The 20,095-nt window shown below is 72.1% G+C and carries 17 protein-coding genes; 12 read left to right on the forward strand and 5 right to left on the reverse strand.

All coding sequences use genetic code 11. The annotated features are described in order from the left end of the window. The first annotated feature begins 89 nt into the window (after nucleotides 1-89). The 3 genes from R2E43_RS02410 (at nucleotide 90) to hemC (ending at nucleotide 2,997) form a co-directional block, all read left to right on the forward strand. Entirely contained in the window at nucleotides 90-1,070 is a 981-nt protein-coding gene (locus R2E43_RS02410) for an ATP-dependent DNA ligase (RefSeq protein ID WP_003971796.1), read from the forward strand. 141 nt (nucleotides 1,071-1,211) lie between these two features. After that, on the forward strand, nucleotides 1,212-1,988 hold the full coding sequence (locus R2E43_RS02415; protein WP_319119789.1) for an NPP1 family protein: 777 nt from the start codon (nucleotides 1,212-1,214) through the stop codon (nucleotides 1,986-1,988). A 67-nt stretch (nucleotides 1,989-2,055) separates the two neighbouring features. Further along, nucleotides 2,056-2,997, forward strand: a complete 942-nt coding sequence (gene hemC, locus R2E43_RS02420; RefSeq protein WP_198653240.1) for a hydroxymethylbilane synthase — start codon at nucleotides 2,056-2,058, stop codon at nucleotides 2,995-2,997. 19 nt (nucleotides 2,998-3,016) lie between these two features. Here the strand turns inward: hemC and R2E43_RS02425 are convergent, their stop codons facing one another. Continuing rightward, a complete protein-coding gene (locus tag R2E43_RS02425) occupies nucleotides 3,017-3,541 on the reverse strand; it encodes a hypothetical protein (protein ID WP_030868699.1) in 525 nt (174 codons plus the stop codon). A gap of 303 nt (nucleotides 3,542-3,844) precedes the next feature. On the opposite strand from R2E43_RS02425, the gene R2E43_RS02430 reads away from it, so the two are divergent. Beyond that, complete coding sequence (locus tag R2E43_RS02430; protein WP_011031598.1) at nucleotides 3,845-4,636, forward strand: SigB/SigF/SigG family RNA polymerase sigma factor; 792 nt, start codon at nucleotides 3,845-3,847, stop codon at nucleotides 4,634-4,636. Here R2E43_RS02430 and R2E43_RS02435 read toward each other — a convergent pair. Further along, complete coding sequence (locus R2E43_RS02435) at nucleotides 4,584-4,955, reverse strand: ANTAR domain-containing protein (protein WP_030868695.1); 372 nt, start codon at nucleotides 4,953-4,955, stop codon at nucleotides 4,584-4,586. The genes R2E43_RS02430 and R2E43_RS02435 overlap by 53 nt on opposite strands. A 119-nt stretch (nucleotides 4,956-5,074) precedes the next feature. Here R2E43_RS02435 and R2E43_RS02440 point away from each other — a divergent pair, with 119 nt between their 5' ends. Next, nucleotides 5,075-5,875 carry a VOC family protein gene (locus tag R2E43_RS02440; RefSeq protein WP_030868693.1) on the forward strand — a complete coding sequence of 267 codons (801 nt, stop codon included), beginning with the start codon at nucleotides 5,075-5,077 and terminating at the stop codon, nucleotides 5,873-5,875. 10 nt (nucleotides 5,876-5,885) lie between these two features. Here the strand turns inward: R2E43_RS02440 and glgX are convergent, their stop codons facing one another. After that, nucleotides 5,886-8,033: a glycogen debranching protein GlgX gene (glgX, locus tag R2E43_RS02445; RefSeq protein WP_003971803.1), complete on the reverse strand. Its 2,148-nt coding sequence runs from the start codon at nucleotides 8,031-8,033 to the stop codon at nucleotides 5,886-5,888. Then, the gene (locus tag R2E43_RS02450) at nucleotides 8,030-8,545 is read right to left on the reverse strand and encodes a hypothetical protein (RefSeq protein WP_003971804.1); all 516 of its coding nucleotides are present in this window, start codon (nucleotides 8,543-8,545) and stop codon (nucleotides 8,030-8,032) included. Before R2E43_RS02450 ends, glgX begins: the two co-directional genes overlap by 4 nt. Before the next feature lie 292 nt (nucleotides 8,546-8,837). On the opposite strand from R2E43_RS02450, the gene R2E43_RS02455 reads away from it, so the two are divergent. The 6 genes from R2E43_RS02455 to R2E43_RS02480 all read left to right on the forward strand — a co-directional run bounded on the left by R2E43_RS02455 (nucleotide 8,838) and on the right by R2E43_RS02480 (nucleotide 17,682). Beyond that, the gene (locus tag R2E43_RS02455; RefSeq protein WP_003971805.1) at nucleotides 8,838-9,110 is read left to right on the forward strand and encodes a DUF5133 domain-containing protein; all 273 of its coding nucleotides are present in this window, start codon (nucleotides 8,838-8,840) and stop codon (nucleotides 9,108-9,110) included. Between the two features lie 61 nt (nucleotides 9,111-9,171). Next, a complete protein-coding gene (locus tag R2E43_RS02460; protein ID WP_332055858.1) occupies nucleotides 9,172-11,184 on the forward strand; it encodes an alpha-1,4-glucan--maltose-1-phosphate maltosyltransferase in 2,013 nt (670 codons plus the stop codon). Then, nucleotides 11,181-12,899 carry a maltose alpha-D-glucosyltransferase gene (gene treS / locus R2E43_RS02465; protein ID WP_003971807.1) on the forward strand — a complete coding sequence of 573 codons (1,719 nt, stop codon included), beginning with the start codon at nucleotides 11,181-11,183 and terminating at the stop codon, nucleotides 12,897-12,899. Before R2E43_RS02460 ends, treS begins: the two co-directional genes overlap by 4 nt. 28 nt (nucleotides 12,900-12,927) lie before the next feature. Then, complete coding sequence (locus R2E43_RS02470) at nucleotides 12,928-14,289, forward strand: maltokinase N-terminal cap-like domain-containing protein (RefSeq protein ID WP_011031593.1); 1,362 nt, start codon at nucleotides 12,928-12,930, stop codon at nucleotides 14,287-14,289. Nucleotides 14,290-14,292: 3 nt separating this feature from the next. Next, the gene (glgB, locus tag R2E43_RS02475) at nucleotides 14,293-16,518 is read left to right on the forward strand and encodes a 1,4-alpha-glucan branching enzyme (RefSeq protein ID WP_332055859.1); all 2,226 of its coding nucleotides are present in this window, start codon (nucleotides 14,293-14,295) and stop codon (nucleotides 16,516-16,518) included. Between the two features lie 72 nt (nucleotides 16,519-16,590). Beyond that, nucleotides 16,591-17,682: a glutamate--cysteine ligase gene (locus R2E43_RS02480; protein ID WP_003971810.1), complete on the forward strand. Its 1,092-nt coding sequence runs from the start codon at nucleotides 16,591-16,593 to the stop codon at nucleotides 17,680-17,682. A 25-nt stretch (nucleotides 17,683-17,707) separates the two neighbouring features. On the opposite strand, the gene R2E43_RS02485 is transcribed toward R2E43_RS02480, so the two are convergent. Then, on the reverse strand, nucleotides 17,708-17,944 hold the full coding sequence (locus tag R2E43_RS02485) for a DUF6480 family protein (RefSeq protein ID WP_003971811.1): 237 nt from the start codon (nucleotides 17,942-17,944) through the stop codon (nucleotides 17,708-17,710). Nucleotides 17,945-18,098: 154 nt separating this feature from the next. Here R2E43_RS02485 and R2E43_RS02490 point away from each other — a divergent pair, with 154 nt between their 5' ends. Next, entirely contained in the window at nucleotides 18,099-20,009 is a 1,911-nt protein-coding gene (locus R2E43_RS02490; protein WP_332055860.1) for an AMP-dependent synthetase/ligase, read from the forward strand. The last annotated feature ends 86 nt before the right edge of the window (nucleotides 20,010-20,095 follow it).

The raw sequence follows: 20,095 nt of genomic DNA on the forward strand, positions 1-20,095 counted from the left end.
GGCGCCGGTCCCGCCCGGGTCCGGCGCCGTTCAGGCGAACCTGGCGGGCAACGCGCGTGACGGCGCCCCGGCGGGTCGAGTACTGACCCGTGGAGCTGCCGCCGATCCCTCCGATGCTCGCCACCCCCGGCACCCTGCCGCCCGCCGGGCAGGACACGCGCTGGGCCTACGAGACCAAGCAGGACGGACAGCGGGTGGTGGTCTACCTGCCCGGCGACGGAAGCGTCCTGCTGCGTGCCCGCTCCGGCCAGGACATCACCGCCGCCTATCCGGAACTGGCTCCGCTCGCCACCGCGCTCGGCGGGACCCCCGCCGTACTGGACGGGGAGGTGCTGGCCCTGGACGAACAGGGCCGTGCCGATTTCCAGTTGCTCCAGTCCCGGATGGGCCTCGCGCACACCCCGGCCCGGGCGGCGCACCGGGCGGCGAAGGTCCCCGTCCACCTGGTGCTCTTCGACGCCCTGCACCTGGCGGGCCGCTCCCTGCTGCGCCTGCCCTACACCGGCCGCCGTGAGCGGCTCACGGACCTCGGGCTGAACGGGCCGTCGTGGTCGACCCCGGCCGCGCTGGTCGGGCACGGCGCACAGGCCCTGCGGGCCACCCGCGAGCACGGCCTGGAGGGGCTGGTGTGCAAGCGGCTGGACTCGGTGTACGAGCCCGGGGTCCGCTCCCGGGCCTGGATCAAGATCCGCAACATGCGCAGCGAGGACGTCGTGGTGGGCGGCTGGCTGCCCGGCAAGGGGCGGCTCGGCGGTCTCCCGGGCGCCGTCCTGGTCGGCCAGCGCGCCGCTGGCCGGCTGCGCTACGTCGGCGGGGTCGGCACCGGCTGGAGCGCGGGCGAGCGCACCGAGCTGGCCGCGCTGCTGGCGGCCGCGGCCAGTGACGTCTGCCCCTTCGACCCGGTGCCGCGGGTGCCGGGGGCGCGCTGGGTCGTGCCCCGGCTGGTCGGCGAGGTCCGCTACAGCACCCGCACCCGGGAGGGCATGCTGCGCCAGCCGTCCTGGCTCAGGCTCCGTCCGGACCTGGCACCCGAGGAGTCGGCCGCGGACCTGCCGGACGACCTGGCGTGAGAGTGTGACTGCGGGTCAGGTGTTGGGCTCGCCTTCACCGCGGGGACGCCCGTGCGCCCTTGGCGCGGGAGGGAAAAGAGGGGACCCTGAACTCCCCTTCCCCCCACAGCCGTTGGGCTGCGCCAGCCCGAGGAGGACACGATGTCCCCGCGTACCCCCACGACGCCCCGCCGGAGATGGCTCACCGTACCGCTCGGTGCCCTCGCCCTCGTCGTCGCCTTTCCCGCCACCGCCTTCGCCGCCCCGCCGCCGGGGCTGCCCGGCAACGCCGACGGCCTGGAGCGGATGTACCAGCCCGCCTACGACTACGACACCGACGGCTGCTATCCCACCCCGGCCATCGGCGCCGACGGAGCGGTCAACGGCGGACTGAACCCGACCGGGGCGCTCAACGGCAACTGCCGGGACGCCTCCGACCTGGACAACACCAACGGCTACGCGCGTGCCAAGTGCGACGGCGACTGGTGCGCCTACATCTACGGCCTCTACTTCGAGAAGGACCAGGCCCTGCCCGGGACGAGCCTCGGCGGCCACCGGCACGACTGGGAGCACGTGGTGGTGTGGGTGAGGGAGGGCACCGTGCAGTACGTGTCGACCTCGAACCACGGCTCGTTCAGCGTGCACGAGCGCTCCGCCGTCCGCTTCGACGGCACCCACCCGAAGATCGTCTACCACAAGGACGGCATCGGCACCCACTGCTTCCGCCCGGCGACCGCGGGCGACGAGCCCCCGGAGAACCACAAGGGCGCCTGGCAGTACCCGGCCCTGGTGGGCTGGAACGGCTATCCGGCGGGCCTGCGCGAGAAACTGAGCGGCTACGACTTCGGCAGCGCCAACTTCGGCCTCAAGGACGGCAGCTTCGCCTCCCACCTGGCCGCCGCCAAGCCCGCCGGCATCCCCTTCGACCCGAACGCCTGACCCCGGGGGCGGACAGTGGGCCGGTCGGGCGAAGCGGTCGGCCCGGGCGCCCCCGGAGCACTATCGTGTGCGCATGTCCGCCCCCGAACTCATCCGCATCGTCTCCCGCGACTCCCCCATGGCACTGGCTCAGGTCGAGCGCGTCCGGGCCGAGTTGGCCGCCCTCCACCCCGGCGTCCGCACCGAGGTCGTACCGGTGCGGACCACCGGCGACAAGTGGCTCGGTGACCTGTCCCAGGTGGAGGGCAAGGGCGCGTTCACCAAGGAGGTCGACGCCGCCCTGCTGTCGGGCGAGGCCGATCTCGCGGTGCACTGCGTCAAGGACGTGCCCGCCGACCGGCCGCTGCCCGCCGGTACGGTCTTCGCCGCGTTCCTGAAGCGGGACGACGTGCGGGACGCGCTCGTCCACCCGGACGGGCTCACGCTGGACGAGCTGCCGGACGGGACGCGGGTCGGCACGTCCTCCGTGCGCCGTGTCGCCCAGCTGGCCGCCACCCACCCGCACCTGCGGTGCGTCCCCTTCCGCGGCAACGCCAACCGGCGGCTGGCGAAGCTGGCCGCGGGCGAGGCGGACGCGCTGCTGCTCGCCGTCTCCGGGCTGGAGCGCATCGGCCGGACCGACGTGATCAGCGAGGTCCTGTCCACCGAGACGATGACGCCGCCGATCGGCGCGGGCATCCTCGCCCTGCAGTGCCGCGAGGGCGACCGTGCGCTGATCGAGGCGGTCAGCGCACTCGGCGACCCCCGCACGCACCGGGAGGCCACGGCGGAGCGGATGTTCCTGCACGTCCTGCAGGGGCACTGCAACAGCCCGATCGCCGGGCACGCACAGGTGGACCGGAGCGGTGAACTCTCGTTGCGGGCCTGCGTGTTCACCCCCGACGGCAAGGTCCGGCTGAACGCGCACGAGTGGGCCGGCCGCCTCGACCCGGCGACCCTGGGCACGTCGGTCGCGGTGGCCCTGCTGCGGCAGGGCGCCCGGGAGATCATCGACGGCATCGCGCACTGAGCGGCGGCCGCCCGGCGGGTCAGGCGGTGCCCTCCTCCGACTGGCCCCGCAGGTACGCGCTCACCTGGTGTACGAGGCCCTCGTCCCGCACCCCGCCGCACGGGGCGGCGCCGGCGCCGTCGGGCAGTCCGGGGGCGCCGCTCCACAGCCGGCGGTCGGCCCACTCCTCATCCACCCTCAGCTGCACCTGGACGTCGACCTGGCTCAGGCTCGCCTCCGGGCCGGCCGCGTAGAGCACGGCGGTGGCCCGGCGCAGCGGGTAGACGTCGAAGCCCTCGATGAACTGGGAGTTGCGCCAGTCGAGGAAGGCGCTCTCCCCGTCGGGGCCGATCCGCACGTCGATCTGGCCGTCCTCCAGGTGGATGCCGAGGTGCCGTACGCCCCGGTTCTCGACGGTCACCCGGACCCGGAAGTACGTCAGCCCCTCGGCGGCGTCGTCGCGGCCCCGCGGCGGCTCGGCCGGCTCAAGACGGTGGACGCGGACCCGCAGGCCGGGGTGCTCGTCGTACTCCTGCCAGTCCCCGACCACGTTCGGCTCGTACACGGTGCCCCTCTCGACCTCTCGACGCTGCTTCCTATCCGTACGCTCAGCACACTGTCAAATGAGCGGAATGCGCCGTGGCCAGGGGCTTCGTCCTTTTTGATCGGTGATCAAGCGCTGCCCAGCGACGATCCGCCGACGCCGGTGCGCGCGATCACCGGGAGCGTGCCGCACATCACGTCCCGCGACGGGGCGGCCGCACCGGTCACCGGCAGGCAGCCGTTCGAGTGGCCGTCCGGGGGATTCGCGCTCAGTATCCATATATACGAGGACTTGCCAGCACCCCTGCTGAGGGAGGTGCGCGTGATGCGTGTCGCCGGCAGAACCCAGCCCCACCCGCACGACGACGCTCCCGACACGGCCGCGGCGTTCGAACGGCTCGCCGGGCTGCCCGAGGGACCGGAGCGCAAGGCGCTGCGGGACGATCTGATCCGGGTCTGGCTGCCCATGGCCGAGCGGATCGCCGTCCGCTTCCGGGGCCGCGGCGAGAACCTGGAGGATCTCTATCAGGTGGCGGCCCTAGGCCTGGTCAAGGCCGTCGACCACTACGACCCGGAGCGCGGCCACGCCTTCGAGGCGTACGCGGTGCCGACCGTGACCGGTGAGATCAAACGGCATTTCCGCGACCACATGTGGACGCTGCACGTACCCCGCCGGATCCAGGACCTGCGCAACCGGGTCCGCAAGTCGGCGAAGGAACTGGCGCAGACCACGCCGGGGCGTGCCCCGACCGTCGAGGAGATCGCCGAGCACGCGCAGCTGACCACCGCCGAGGTGCGCACCGGCATGGAGGCCCTGGAGTGCTTCTCGGCCCTGTCGCTGGAGGCGGAGATGCCCGGCACCGACGGGTACGCCCTCGGCGACGCGCTGGGCGGCCCCGATCCCGCCTTCGACGCGGTGGTGGACCGGGTGGCCGTCCGGCCCTGCCTGGAGGCACTGCCCGAGCGCGAACGCACCATCCTCTACCTGCGCTTCTTCGGAGGGATGACCCAGAGCCGCATCGCCCAGCAGCTCGGCATCTCGCAGATGCACGTCTCCCGGCTGCTCACCGGCTGCTTCGACCGGATACGTGAGGAGATCCTGGCGGAGGCCCGCTGAGCCCGGGCCGCCCCAGGCGGTCCTCCAGGGCGGTCAGGATGTCCGGCGGTATCACTCCGGTGCGCCCCCAGATGAGTATCGCTTCCGCCACATTGCGGAGTTTGATGTTCGTATGCTGGGAAACTTCCTTCAGGACGATCCACCCCTCGTCCGGCGTCACCCCGCCGAGGGCGATGACCACCCCTATGGCCTGATCGACGACGGCGTGCGAGACGACCGCCTCCTTGAGCTGCCGCACCTGCTCCTGCAGCCGGAAGATCTGGTCCGGGTCGGAGTCCGGCCCGGGGTCCGGGCGCACGTCGGTGGGGGGCACGGTCACCTCGGGGCCTCCGTTTCGGCGCCATGTGCGGGGTACTCGCCAGGCGCCCGCCGCACTCCCGGCCGGACACTGGTGTGGAGCCGGTGACTGCCGGTGGACGAGACCAGGACGCGACTGCCATGAACCACGACACGACCTCCTCCACCCGCGGGGAGAGCCTCCTGTCCACGCACTCCGTGTACGGGGCCCCCTGCTGGGTGAGTCTCACCAGCCGTGATCTGAAGGCCACCGAGGACTTCTACTCCGCCGTGCTGGGCTGGCGGTGGCGGCCCGTCCGGCTGGGCGAGCCGTTCCGGATCGCCCTGGCCGACGGGGTGCCGGTCGCCGGGATCGCCGCCGTCGCCGCGATGTGGCAGATGGCGGTGGCCTGGACGCCCTACTTCGCCGTGCGCAGCGCGGACGAGGCCGTGTCGCGGGCGCAGGAGCGCGGCGGTACCGCCGCGGTCGGCCCGATCTCCCTGCCGCCGGGGCGGGCGGCCCTGCTCGCCGACCGGGACGGCGCGACGTTCGGCATCTGGGAGGGCGAACTGTTCTCGGACTGGGACGCCTGGCGCACCAAGCGTCCCGCCTTCATCCGGCTGCACACCCGTGACGCCTTCGACGCAGCGATCTTCTACGGCGAGATCTTCGAGTGGGCGTCCGGGCAGGGCTGCGAGGTCCGGTACGAGGGCGACGAGGTGGTCCTGCGCCACGAGGGCGAGGTCGTGGCCCGCATCGAGTCGGGAGCGCTGGGAGCGGCTCCCGACCCGGCCGTCCGGCCGCACTGGCAGGTCCACTTCGCGGTCGAGGACGTCACGGCCTGCGCCCGCGCCGCGGAGCGGCACGGCGGCAGTGTGCTGTCCCTGGGTGCGGACGAGGCGGTGCTCCGGGACGCCGACGGCGCGCAGTTCACGGTGACCGCGCGCCGCCTCGGCAGCTGATCTCACCGGCTCACCGGCCGGTGCGGGAGGGCCGGGAGAGCAGCACGAGGCTGCGCTGCTCCACGGTCAGCCGGGTGCCCGCCTTGTGCTCGGCCTCGTCGGGGACGCCGTCCGGGTCGGCGGTGTCGACCAGGGCCGTCCAGCGTTCGCCGTAGCCGGCGTCGGGCAGCCGGAAGTCGGCCGGCTCCCAGTGGCTGTTGAGCAGCAGCAGGAAGGAGTCGTCGACCACGGGCCGGCCGCGGGGGTCGGGCTCGGCGATGGCGTCGCCGTTGAGGAAGACGCCGACGGTGTGCGCGTCGGAGCGCTGCCAGTCGTCGTCGGTCATCTCCCGCGCGTCGGGCAGCAGCCAGACCAGGTCGGGCAGCGGCTGGTCGGCGTGGGTGAGGGTCTCCCCGTGGAAGAAGCGGCGCCGGCGCAGTACGGGATGGTCGGCGCGCAGCGCGATCAGGCGCCGGGCGAAGTCCAGCAGCGCGCGCTGCTCCCCGTCGAGCCGCCAGTCGATCCAGGAGATCTCGTTGTCCTGGCAGTAGGCGTTGTTGTTGCCCCGCTGGGTGCGGCCCAGTTCGTCGCCGTGGCAGATCATCGGGATGCCCTGGGAGAGCAGGAGGGTGGCCAGGAAGTTGCGCTGCTGGCGGCCGCGCAGCTCCCGGACGGCCGGGTCCTTGGTGCCGCCCTCCGCGCCGCAGTTCCAGGACCGGTTGTGGCTCTCGCCGTCCCGGTTGTCCTCGCCGTTGGCCTCGTTGTGCTTGTCGTTGTACGAGACGAGGTCGCGCAGCGTGAAGCCGTCGTGCGCGGTGACGAAGTTGACGCTGGCGCGGGGGCGGCGGCGGCTGTGCTGGTACAGGTCGGAGGAGCCGGTCAGCCGGGAGGCGAACTCGCCGAGCGAGTGGTCCTCGGCGCGCCAGAAGTCCCGTACGGCGTCTCGGTACTTGCCGTTCCACTCCGACCACAGCTGCGGGAAGTTGCCCACCTGGTAGCCGCCCTCGCCGACGTCCCAGGGTTCGGCGATCAGCTTGACCCGGCTGATCACCGGGTCCTGCTGGATGAGGTCGAAGAACGCGGACAGCCGGTCCACCTCGTGGAACTGCCGGGCCAGGGTGGCCGCGAGGTCGAAGCGGAAGCCGTCGACGTGCATCTCGGTGACCCAGTACCGCAGCGAGTCCATGATGAGCTGGAGCACGTAGGGGTGGCGCATCAGCAGGCTGTTGCCGGTACCGGTGGTGTCGTAGTAGTGCTGCCAGTCGCCGTCCACCAGGCGGTAGTACGAGGCGTTGTCGATGCCGCGGAAGGAGAGGGTGGGGCCCCGCTCGTTGCCCTCGGCGGTGTGGTTGTAGACCACGTCGAGGATCACTTCGAGGCCGGCCTCGTGCAGGGTCTTGACCATCGACTTGAACTCGCTGACCTGCTGGCCGCGGGTGCCGAGGGCGGCGTAGCCGTTGTGCGGCGCGAAGAAGCCGATGGTGTTGTAGCCCCAGTAGTTGGACAGCCCCCGGTCCAGGAGCACCCCGTCGTGGACGAACTGGTGCACCGGCATCAGCTCCACGGCCGTCACGCCGAGGGACGTCAGGTGGTCCACGACCGCCGGGTGCGCGAGCCCCGCGTAGGTGCCGCGCAGTTCCTCGGGCACGTCGGGGTGGGTGCGGCTGAGGCCGCGGACGTGGGCCTCGTAGATGACGCTCTCCGAGTACGGGCGCCGGGGCGGCCGGTCGTCGCCCCAGTCGAAGAAGGGGTCGGTGACGACGCCGAGCATGGTGTGCCCGGCGCTGTCGCCCGGGTCGGCCTTGCCCCTGGCCCGCTCGAAGAGGGAGGCGTGGTTGTCCACCAGCCCGTCCACGGCCCGCGTATAGGGGTCGAGGAGCAGCTTCGCCGGGTTGCAGCGGTGGCCGACGGCCGGGGCCCACGGGCCGTGGACCCGGTAGCCGTAGCGCTGCCCCGGGCCGACGCCGGGCAGGTAGCAGTGCCACACGAAGCCGTCGACGTCGGGCAGCGGGACGGTGCTGTGGTTGCCGTCGTCGTCGACGAGCACGAGGTCGACCCGCTCGGCGACCTCGCTGAACAGGGCGAAGTTGGTGCCCTGCCCGTCGTACGCGGCCCCCAGGGGATAGGGGTGCCCGCTCCACACGGGCGACCCCTTCCAGTTCGGCCTGGCGCGGGTCACCGGGCCTCCTCCAGAACGCCGTCGGACGTACGTGCCCGGCCGGCCACCCGGGCCACCGGCATGATCTCTCGCGGCACTTCCAGCCCCTCCTGGGTGATCGGCTCGGGATCCGTCGCGACCAGCGGGACGCGTTCGCCGGCGCGGGCGCGGCGCGAGAACCAGATGACCTTCGCCCCGGTGTCGGTGGCGCAGCAGCCCCAGCCGTCGCTGTTGGCCGCGAGGTGCTGCAGACAGGTGCGCAGGTCCTGGTCGGGACGGAGCGCGTGGTCGTTGCCCCCTACGGCCGTGATGAGGTGCTGGTGGTTCCACCACATCTCGATCGACGTGTTCTTGTCGCTCGCGTGCTCGTCGATCGCCAGCAGCAGCATCTCGGCGCCCGAGCACACGGGTTCGACGAGGTTCTCCAGGTTCCAGAACCGGAGGTGAGCGGCCAGGATGCGCCTGACCTGTCCGACCCGTTCCGGGCTCACTTCCACGTCGAGGTGGTAGTAGCAGGGCACTGCGGTCTTCATCGTCGTGGCTCCTCACCGCGAAGGCTCTCGCTCCTCCTCGTCCCTTGGGGGACGGGCTCCCCGATCACGAAGCGTGAGCGCTGATCGCTTCTGAGTCACTCCAGAGTGGGAGCGGTAGTCCATTCGTGCAACACGAGCAGTTCGGGGCCGGAATCCGGGCGGGAATGGGTGACGCAAAGCAGTTGAAGATCCAACAAGACGGGGCGTGACCGTCCATGCACCATGTGTGAAGAACTCGACCGTCCAGAACCCGATCGTCCGTACCCCCGGACCGTCCGGAAGGTGACCGGCCATGCTGCTCCCCGCGAAGAGCGAAGTCGCCCGGCAGCTGCGGCATTACCGCGCCTGGGAACGCTCGATGCTGGCGTCCCCCACGGACGTCACCGTCCGGACCACCTTCGAGGACTCCGGATACACCCTCTGCGTGCTGATGGGGAAGCGGTGCGCACGCGAGGCGGCGGACGCGGCCGAACGGTATCTGCGGACGAGCCTGGTCACCCATGCGCAGGAACAGCCGGAACGGCTCGCCCCGTCGGGGCACAGGGCCCCCTCCGGCGCCGCCTGACCCGAACGGCCCAACCCAATGGGCCGGGCCCGCGCCCGGCCACGAGCACGGCGGAGGTGAGATGCGGATGAGCGCGACCGTGGGGATCGGACGTATCCCGGTCCGGGACGTCCAGCCGGTGGTGGAGTACGGCAGGCGTCCGGCGAAGGCGGTGACGGGAGAGACGTTCGAGGTCACCGCCACCGTGTTCCGTGAGGGGCACGACGCGGTGGCCGCCAACGTCGTGCTCAAGGACCCGGAGGGCCGGCCGGGCCCCTGGACGCCGATGCGGGAGCTGGCCCCGGGCAGCGACCGCTGGGGCGCCACCGTCACCCCAGGGGCGCCCGGCAACTGGACCTACCGGGTGGAGGCGTGGAGCGACCCGGTCGCCACCTGGCGGCACGCCGCACGGATCAAGGTCCCGGCCGGCATCGACGCCGGCCTCGTGCTGGAGGAGGGGTCCGAGCTGTACCGGCGGGCCGCCGCGGGAGTGCCGAAGGACTCCGGGCGGGACGTGCTGCTGGCCGCCGCCACGGCCCTGCTCGACGACACGCTGCCCGTGGCCACCCGCCTGGCGGCGGCGTTGACGCCTCAGGTGGACGCGGTCCTGGCCCGCCACCCGCTGCGGGACCTGGTCACCTCCTCCGACCCCCTCCCCCTGCTCGTCGAACGCGAACGCGCCCTCTACGGCGCCTGGTACGAGTTCTTCCCCCGCTCCGAAGGCACCCCCCACACCCCGCACGGCACCTTCCGCACCGCCGCCCGCCGGCTGCCCGCCATCGCCGCCATGGGCTTCGACGTCGTCTACCTCCCCCCGATCCACCCCATCGGCACCACCCACCGCAAAGGCCGCAACAACACCCTCTCCGCCACCGGTGACGACGTCGGCGTCCCCTGGGCCATCGGCTCCCCCGAAGGCGGCCACGACAGCATCCACCCCGCCCTGGGCACCCTCGACGACTTCGACCACTTCGTCACCGAAGCCGCCCGACACGGCCTGGAGATCGCCCTCGACTTCGCCCTCCAGTGCTCCCCCGACCACCCCTGGGTCCACAAACACCCCGAGTGGTTCCACCACCGCCCCGACGGCACCATCGCCCACGCCGAGAACCCGCCCAAGAAATACCAGGACATCTACCCCATCGCCTTCGACGCCGACCCCGACGGCCTCGCCACCGAAACCGTCCGCATCCTGCGCCACTGGATGGACCACGGCGTGCGCATCTTCCGCGTCGACAACCCCCACACCAAACCCGTCGCCTTCTGGGAACGCGTCATCGCCGACATCAACGGCACGGACCCCGACGTCATCTTCCTGGCCGAGGCCTTCACCCGCCCCGCCATGATGGCCACCCTCGCCCAGATCGGCTTCCAGCAGTCCTACACCTACTTCACCTGGCGCAACACCAAGCAGGAACTGACCGAGTACCTCACCGAACTGTCGGGGGAGGCCGCCTCCTACATGCGGCCCAACTTCTTCGCCAACACCCCCGACATCCTGCACGCCTACCTCCAGCACGGCGGCCGCCCCGCCTTCGAGGTCCGCGCCGTCCTCGCCGCCACCCTCTCCCCCACCTGGGGCATCTACAGCGGCTACGAACTCTGCGAGAACACCCCCCTGCGCGAGGGCAGCGAGGAATACCTCGACAGCGAGAAGTACCAGCTCAAACCCCGCGACTGGACCCGCGCCGCCCGCGAGGGCACCACCATCGCCCCCCTCGTCACCCGCCTCAACACCATCCGGCGCGAGCACCCCGCGCTGCACCGGCTCAGGAACCTCCGCTTCCATCACACCGACAACGACGCGCTCATCGCGTACAGCAAGCGCGTGGGCTCCGACGTCGTCCTGGTGGTCGCCAACCTCGATCCGCATCGCACCCAGGAGGCCACGATCTCGCTCGACATGCCGCAGCTCGGCCTGGACTGGCACGACTCCGTGCCGGTCCACGACGAACTCACCGGCCGGACCTACCACTGGGGCCGGGCGAACTACGTGCGGCTCGAGCCCGGCCGGGCTCCCGCCCACGTCTTCCACGTCAGGCGTCCGTCCGCCGCCGCCGCCGCGCCGCAGAACGGAGGGTCAGGAGCCTCATGACCGTCAACGAGCCCGTACCGGACACCTTCGAGGACACCCCCGCGGGGGACCGGCACCCGGACTGGTTCAAACGAGCCGTCTTCTACGAGGTCCTCGTCCGCTCCTTCCAGGACAGCAACGGCGACGGCGTCGGCGACCTCAAGGGCCTGACCGCCAAGCTGGACTACCTGCAATGGCTCGGCGTGGACTGCCTGTGGCTCCCGCCCTTCTTCAAGTCACCGCTGCGCGACGGCGGTTACGACGTCTCCGATTACACCGCCGTGCTGCCGGAGTTCGGCGACCTGGCCGACTTCGTGGAGTTCGTGGACGCGGCGCACCAGCGCGGCATGCGCGTGATCATCGACTTCGTCATGAACCACACCAGCGACCAGCACCCGTGGTTCCAGGAGTCCCGCAAGAACCCGGACGGCCCCTACGGCGACTACTACGTCTGGGCCGACGACGACACCCGGTACGCCGACGCCCGCATCATCTTCGTCGACACCGAGGCCTCCAACTGGACCTACGACCCGGTCCGCGGCCAGTACTACTGGCACCGGTTCTTCTCCCACCAGCCGGACCTCAACTACGAGAACCCGGCCGTGCAGGAGGAGATGCTCGCCGCCCTGAAGTTCTGGCTGGACCTGGGCGTGGACGGCTACCGTCTCGACGCCGTGCCCTACCTGTACGCCGAGGAGGGCACCAACTGCGAGAACCTGCCCGCCTCCCACGCGTTCCTCAAGCGGGTGCGCCGCGAGATCGACGCACAGTACCCGGACACCGTACTGCTGGCCGAGGCCAACCAGTGGCCGGAGGACGTGGTCGACTACTTCGGCGACTACTCCACGGGCGGCGACGAGTGCCACATGGCCTTCCACTTCCCCGTCATGCCCCGCATCTTCATGGCCGTGCGCCGCGAGTCCCGCTACCCGGTCTCCGAAATCCTCGCCAAGACCCCCGCGATCCCGTCCGGCTGCCAGTGGGGCATCTTCCTGCGCAACCACGACGAGCTGACCCTGGAGATGGTCACCGACGAGGAACGCGACTACATGTACGCGGAGTACGCCAAGGACCCGCGCATGCGCGCCAACATCGGCATCCGCCGGCGGCTGGCCACCCTGCTGGACAACGACCGCGACCAGATCGAGCTGTTCACCGCCCTGCTGCTCGCCCTCCCGGGATCCCCGATCCTCTACTACGGCGACGAGATCGGCATGGGCGACAACATCTGGCTCGGCGACCGCGACGCCGTGCGCACCCCCATGCAGTGGACGCCCGACCGCAACGCCGGCTTCTCGACCTGTGACCCGGGCCGCCTCTACCTGCCCGCGATCATGGACCCGGTCTACGGCTACCAGGTGACGAACGTCGAGGCGTCCATGGCCTCGCCCTCCTCCCTGCTGCACTGGACCCGGCGCATGATCGAGATCCGCAAGCAGAACCCGGCCTTCGGCCTCGGCACCTACACCGAACTGCCCTCCTCCAACCCGGCGGTGCTCGCCTTCCTGCGGGAGTACGAGGACGACCTGGTGCTGTGCGTGAACAACTTCGCACGGTTCGCCCAGCCCACCGAGCTGGATCTGCGCGAGTTCGCCGGACGCCATCCGGTCGAGCTGTTCGGCGGGGTCCGCTTCCCCGCCATCGGCGAACTGCCGTACCTGCTGACCCTCGGGGGCCACGGCTTCTACTGGTTCCGGCTCACCCGAGTCGCATCCCGCATCGGCCGCCGCGCTTGAGCGTGGGCCGAGGAAAGGACGCGTCACCATGCCGAAGACCGCACCCCTGCGCACGAGACGCGGGCAGCTCGCCGAGCCGATGTCGTCGCTCGGCGAGTTGCTGCGCCAGTGGCTGCCGCGCCAGCGCTGGTTCGCGGGCAAGGACCGGCCCGTGGCCGAGCTGGGTCTGCTGTCGATGACCGAGCTGTTCCCGGGCTGTCTGCACCTCCTGGTGCACACCGGGCAGGGCTCCGTGCCCTCCCCCGGCGGTGCTCCGCCGGCCGGGGACTGCTACCAGTTGCTGCTCGGCGTGCGCGAGCAGCCGTCGCCGCGGCTGGGCCGGGCCATCATCGGACAGGTGCAGGACGGGCCGCTGGCGGGTCGGACGGTCTACGACGCGCTGCACGACCCCCGGACCGCCCAGCTGCTCCTGGAACGGTTCCGGCACCCGGGGAAGGCGGGCCCCCTGCGCTTCGAGGCCGACCCCGCGCGGCCGGTGCCCGGCGGTCTCGCGCCGCGGCTGCTGGACGCCGAGCAGTCCAACTCCTCGCTGATCTACGGCGACGAGTTCATCCTGAAGCTGTTCCGCCGCATCCAGCCCGGCGTCAACCCCGACCTGGAGGTGCCGGACGCGCTGGCCCGGCAGGGCTGCGGCCGGGTACCGGCGCCGGTGGCCTGGATGCGCACGACCCATCCGTACGGGGCGACCCTCGGCGTGCTCCAGCCCTTCCTGCACGGCGCCTCCGACGGCTGGACCCTCTCCCTGAACGCGCTGGCCGCCGGGGACGAGTTCACCGTGCAGGCCCACGAGCTGGGGCAGGCGATGGGTGACGTGCACCTCGCGCTGGCCTCCGCCTTCCCGGTCGGCGCACCCGGCGAGAACGGCCGTACGGCGGCCGCGATGACCGAGCGGCTGACCGCGGCGGCGCACTGCGTACCGGCGCTGCAGCCCTTCGTCCCGGGTCTGCGGGCGGCCTTCGCGGCCCTGTCGACCTGCGACTGGGGACCGCCCGCCCAGCGCATCCACGGCGACCTGCACCTGGGGCAGGTGCTGCGGGCCGGCCGCGACTGGTTCGTCATCGACTTCGAGGGCGAGCCCTCGCGTCCGCTGGCCGAGCGGCGCAGCGCCCACTCCCCCGTGCGGGACATCGCGGGGATGCTGCGGTCCTTCGACTACGCCGCCCGGCAGCGCCGCCCGTGGCGCCCGGAGTGGGCGCGCCGCTGCCGGGAGGCGTTCTGCGCGGGCTACGCCGCCCGCGCCGGGTGGGACCCCCGTAAGAAGCACGGCCTGCTGCGCGCCTACGAGACCGACCGTGCCGTGTATGAGGTGCTGTACGAGGCCCGGCACCGCCCCGACTGGCTTCCCGTACCCATGGCGGCGATCGAACGACTCGCCGTGAGAGGAGACTGACCCGTGGCCCTCCGCGACACCTCGATCCCCGAGCCGTCCGGTCCCGTCCCGCCCGCACCCGGTGCGTGCGCGACCGCGCCGCCCCTGGACCCCACCGACCGGGGGCGCCTGCTGGCGGGCGCCCACCACGACCCGCACTCCCTGCTGGGCGCCCATCCGGTGCCCGGCGGCATCGCCTTCCGGGTGCTGCGCCCCTTCGCCCGCGAGGTGGGTGTGGTCGTGGACGGCGAGCGCCACACCCTGGCGTCGGAGGAGGACGGCCTGTTCTCCGGTGTGCTGCCGCTCGCCGGGATCCCGGCGTACACGCTGGTGGTGGCCTACGAGCAGGGCGAGACGCAGGAGACGCACGACCCGTACCGCTTCCTGCCCGCCCTCGGCGAGCTGGACCTGCACCTGATCGGCGAGGGCCGGCACGAGCAGCTGTGGCAGGCCCTCGGCGCCGAGCCGATGACGCACGAGGGGGTCACCGGCACCCGGTTCACGGTGTGGGCGCCGAACGCCCAGGGCGTGCGGGTCGCCACCGACTTCACGCACTGGGACGGCACCGCGTTCCCGATGCGTTCGCTGGGTTCGTCCGGGGTCTGGGAGCTGTTCCTGCCGGGCGTCGGCGAGGGCACCCGGTACAAGTTCGAGATCCACTCGCGGTACGGCCACCGGTTCCTGAAGGCCGACCCGATGGCCCGCGCGGCCGAGGAGCCGCCGAACACCGCGTCCGTGGTGACCGCCTCGCGCTACGAGTGGGGCGACGCCCAGTGGATGCGGACCCGCGCCGACACGCCCGTGCACGGGGCGCCGTTCTCGGTGTACGAGGTGCACCTGCCGTCCTGGCGGCCGGGCCTGACCTACCGCGAGCTGGCCGAGGAGCTGCCCGCCTACGTCAAGGACCTGGGCTTCACCCACGTCGAGCTGATGCCGGTCGCGGAGCACCCCTACGGGCCGTCCTGGGGCTACCAGGTCACCGGCTTCTACGCGCCGACCGCGCGCCTCGGCTCGCCGGACGACTTCCGCTTCCTGGTCGACGCGCTGCACCGGGCCGGAATCGGCGTCATCATGGACTGGGTGCCGGCGCACTTCCCGAAGGACGACTGGGCACTGGGCCGCTTCGACGGCGACCCGCTGTACGAGCCCGGGGACTCCCGGCGCGCGGAGCACCCGGACTGGGGCACGTACACCTTCGACTTCGCGCGGACCGAGGTGCGCAACTTCCTCGTGGCGAACGCCGTGTACTGGTGCGAGGAGTTCCACATCGACGGGCTGCGGGTGGACGCGGTCGCCTCGATGCTCTACCTGGACTACTCGCGCGACTCCGGCCAGTGGGAGCCCAACCAGTACGGCGGCCGGGAGGACCTGGCGGCCATGGCCTTCCTCCAGGAGATGAACGCGACCGTCTACCGGCGCTGCCCCGGCGTGGTGACCATCGCCGAGGAGTCGACCGCGTGGGGCGGGGTGACCCGGCCGACCGACACCGGCGGGCTCGGCTTCGGCCTGAAGTGGAACATGGGCTGGATGCACGACTCGCTGGAGTACGTCGCCCACGAGCCGGTGCACCGCAGGTACCACCACCACGAGATGACCTTCTCGATGGTGTACGCGTACAGCGAGAACTACGTGCTGCCGATCTCCCACGACGAGGTGGTGCACGGCAAGCAGGCGCTGGTGTCGAAGATGCCCGGCGACTGGTGGCAGCGGCGGGCGAACGTGCGCGCGTACCTGGGCTTCATGTGGGCCCACCCCGGCAAGCAACTGCTGTTCATGGGGCAGGAGTTCGCGCAGGGCGCCGAGTGGTCGGAGAAGCAGGGGCCCGAGTGGTGGCTCCTCGACGAGGGGTACCACTCGGCGGGCGACCACCGCGGGGTGCAGGACCTGGTCCGCGAGCTCAACACCCGCTACACGCGCACTCCGGCCCTGTGGCAGCGCGACACCGACCCGGCCGGCTTCCGGTGGGTCTCGGTGGACGCGGCCGAGGACAACGTCTTCGCGTTCCTGCGGTACGGCACGGACGGCACTCCGCTGCTGGCGGTGTCCAACTTCTCCCCGGTCGTCCGGCACGAGTACGCGCTCGCCGTCGGCGACGAGGCCGTCGCCTGGCAGGAGGTGCTCAACACCGACGCCGAGGAGTACGGCGGCGGCGGCGTGGGCAACCCGGACCCGGTGAAGCCGGAGGACGGGAGCATCCGGATCACGCTGCCCCCGCTGGCGACGGTGTGGCTGATGCCGTACGCCCTGTGAGCCTGCCAGGTGTCCGACCGGCTGTCCGGGGCAGTCGGTCGGTGACACCGGCCCACAGAGAGGCGGCATCACGTGCGCACCGTCGGAGTGGAGGAGGAGCTCCTCCTGGTCGATCCCGCGACCGGTGAGCCGCGGGCGCTGTCCGCCGCCGTACTCGCCCGGGCCTTCCTCGACGACTCGGAGCAGGACGTCTTCGAGAAGGAACTGCACGAGCAGATGCTCGAGTTCGCCACGCATCCGCAGGCGGACATGGAGCGGCTGCACGCCGAGATCGTCCGCTGCCGCGAGGAGGCCGGGCGGCACGCCGGGGGGATCGGGTGCGCGGTCGCCGCGCTCGCCACCTCACCGCTGCCGGTGACGCCCTCCATCGGCGTGAACCGGCGCTACGAGTGGATGGCCGAGCAGTACGGCGTCGTGGTCCACGAGCAGCTGGTCCTGGGGTGTCACGTGCACGTCTCGGTCGACTCCGACGAGGAGGGCGTCGCGGTGATCGACCGGGTGCGGCCCTGGCTGCCGGTGCTGGCCGCGCTGAGCGCGAACTCGCCGTTCTGGCAGGGCCGGGACTCCTCGTACAGCAGCTACCGCAGCCGGGTCTGGCAGCGCTGGCCGTCGGCCGGTCCCACGGAGCTGTTCGGCTCGGCCGAGCGCTACCACCGCAGGGTCGCGGACATGCTCGCCACCGGGACGGTCCTGGACGACGGGATGGTCTACTTCGACGTCCGGCTCTCCCAGCGGTATCCGACGGTCGAGTTCCGGGTCGCCGACGTCTGCCTGGACGCCTCCACCGCGGTCGTCCTGGCCGCGCTCGCCCGCGCGCTGGTCGACACGGCGGCGCGGGAGTGGCGCGCGGGCGCGGAACCGGCCGAGCACAGTGTGAGCCTGCTCCGCCTCGCGGCCTGGCGGGCCGCCCGGTCCGGGCTGACGAGCGAGCTGCTCCACCCGGCGACGATGCGGCGGATGCCGGCCGAGACGGTCGTACGGGACCTGCTGGAGCATGCCGGGGAGGCCCTCGCGGCCGCGGGCGACCTGGAACGGGTCCGCGAGGGTGTCGAGAGGTTGCTGCGGCACGGCAACGGCGCCCGGGTCCAGCGCGAGCTGCTGGCCCGCACGGGCAGCCTGCGGGAGGTCGTCGCCGCGTGCGTGCGCCGCACTCAGGCGGCCTGAGCCCGTCCTCAGGCGGTCCGGGACATCAGTAGATCAGGGCGAGGGCGTAGCCCAGCAGCCCCACCGCGAAGATCACCACGACCGCGAGGATCAGGGCCATCGGCCCCTTGGCCCAGCCCTTGGCCGGATTGCTGAGCAGGTCCTGCGGGCCTGCCTCGGGCATGCTGCTCTCCGCCGGCGGGGTCTCCCCGGGCGGCACGCCGCCGCCCGGCTCCAGGCCGGTACTGAGTCGGGGGTCGGGATCCGGATTCACATAGCTCATGGCCCCCGAGTCCCCCGATCGGGCCGAGATCACCGGGTGGGAACACTTCTGCCGTCCGGGTCCCCCGCCGCCTGCGGCTGGGCTAGCCTCCGAGCACCGTCGACCACGGTGTTCGTCGGCGACGTCACCGTCCGTACACGTCAGGAGCCGGCGCATGCACGACCCCGCACTCGCTCCCCGGACCGTCCCGCCGCTGACCGGCTCGCTCGCCGACAGCCTCTTCGAGACGGCCGCCCGCACGCCGACCCTGCCGATGCTCGCCCGGCGCCGCGGCCCCGGCTCCACGGCGTGGGACGAGGTGACCGCGGTGGAGTTCCGCGACACGGTGGTCGACCTGGCCAAGGGCCTGATCGCGAGCGGGATATCGCCGGGCGACCGGGTGGCGATCCTGGCCCGCACCCGGTACGAGTGGACGGTCTTCAGCTACGCCCTGTGGACGGTGGGCGCCGAGGTGGTGCCGATCTACCCGACCTCCTCGCGCGACCAGGTCGAGTGGATCCTGCGGGACGCGGGCTGCGTGGGCGTGCTGGTCGAGGACGAGCAGAACGTGATGACCGTCGGCTCGGTGTGCGCGTCGCTGCCCGCGCTGCGCCACGTCTGGCAGCTGGACGCGGGCGCGCTGGACACGCTGGTGGCGCGCGGCGCGTTCCTCCCGTCCGCCACGGTCGACTCCATGCGCCGCATCGTGCTGCCGGACGCCACGGCCGTGGTGGCCTACACCTCGGGCACCTCCGGCCGCGCGCTGGGCTGTGCGCTGAGCCACCGCGGCCTGGCCGCCCCGTGCGACACGCTGCTCGCCGGCTGGGGTCACACGGTGGCGCCGCCGGGAGAGCAGGGCGCGGTCCTCGCCTACCTGCCCTTCTCGCACGTGTACGGGCTGATGATCCAGAACCTCTGCGTCCGCGGCGGGTTCCTGATGGCCCACGAGCCGGCGCTGACCGGGGAGGCGCTCTCCTCGGCCCTGCGCTCCTTCCGGCCGACGTATCTGTACGCCGTCCCGTCGGTCCTGGAGAAGATCTACAAGAACTTCCTGCGCACCGCCCAGCAGGCGGGACACGGTGCCCTGTTCGAGCGGGCCGCGGCCACGGCGCGCGACTTCGCCACGGCGCTGGAGCGGCGGCGCCTGGGCCGGGGAACCGGGCCCGGACTCGACCTGCGCCTCCAGCACGCCCTGTACGAGCGGACGGTGTACCGGCGGCTGCGCTCCGCGCTGGGCGGCCGGGTGACCCGGGCCACGTCGGGCGGTTCGCCGCTCAGCCGCGAGCTCTCCCTCTTCTACGAGGGCATCGGTGTCTACGTCCACGACGGCTACGGGCTGACGGAGACCAGCGGCGGGCTGACGATGCAGCCACTGGGCCGGGAGAAGTCGGGCACCGTCGGGCAGCCGCTGCCGGGCATGGAGGTCCGGGTGGCCGACGACGGGGAGATCCTGGTACGCGGGCCGTCGCTGTTCAAGGGGTACGTCGGCGACGGGACCGCCACCCGCGAGGTGCTGCGCGGCGGCTGGCTGGCCACCGGCGACCTCGGGCACCTGGACGCCGAGAACTACCTGGCGATCACCGGCCGCAAGAAGGACGTGATCATCACCAGCGGCGGCAAGAGCGTGGCCCCGGCCGCCCTGGAGCAGCGGCTGCGGATGCACCCGCTGGTCCACCAGGCGGTGCTGGTCGGCGACAACCGGCCCTGCGTCGGTGCGCTGATCACGCTCGACCCGGAGTTCCTGACGCACTGGCGGGCGTCCCTGGCCCTGCCCGGCGACGCTCCGGCCCGGGAGGCACGGGAGGAGAACGCGCTGCGGGAGGAGGTCGCACGGGCCGTGGCCGCGGCCAACAGCGCGGTGTCGCGCTCGGAGTCCATCCGGGTCTTCCGGGTCCTTCCGCACCCCTTCGACGTGGCGGGCGGGCTGCTCACCCCGTCGATGAAGCTCCGGCGGGACGAGATCGTACGGACCTACTCCCTGGAGATCGACGCCATGTACGAGGCGCGGTCCCACCGCCGGCCGACGACAGCGCCGCCCCAGGAGCCGGCCGGCTGGGAGGACGCGGACAACGTGTTCCTCCGCTGAACCGGCGCCCGGCCCGTCCCCGGCCCGGCACACCGGCGCGACTAGGTTCGGCCCGCACGGGAACTTACAGACGAAGGGGATGCGAA

This window comes from Streptomyces violaceoruber, from assembly GCF_033406955.1.
GTDB lineage: Bacteria > Actinomycetota > Actinomycetes > Streptomycetales > Streptomycetaceae > Streptomyces > Streptomyces violaceoruber.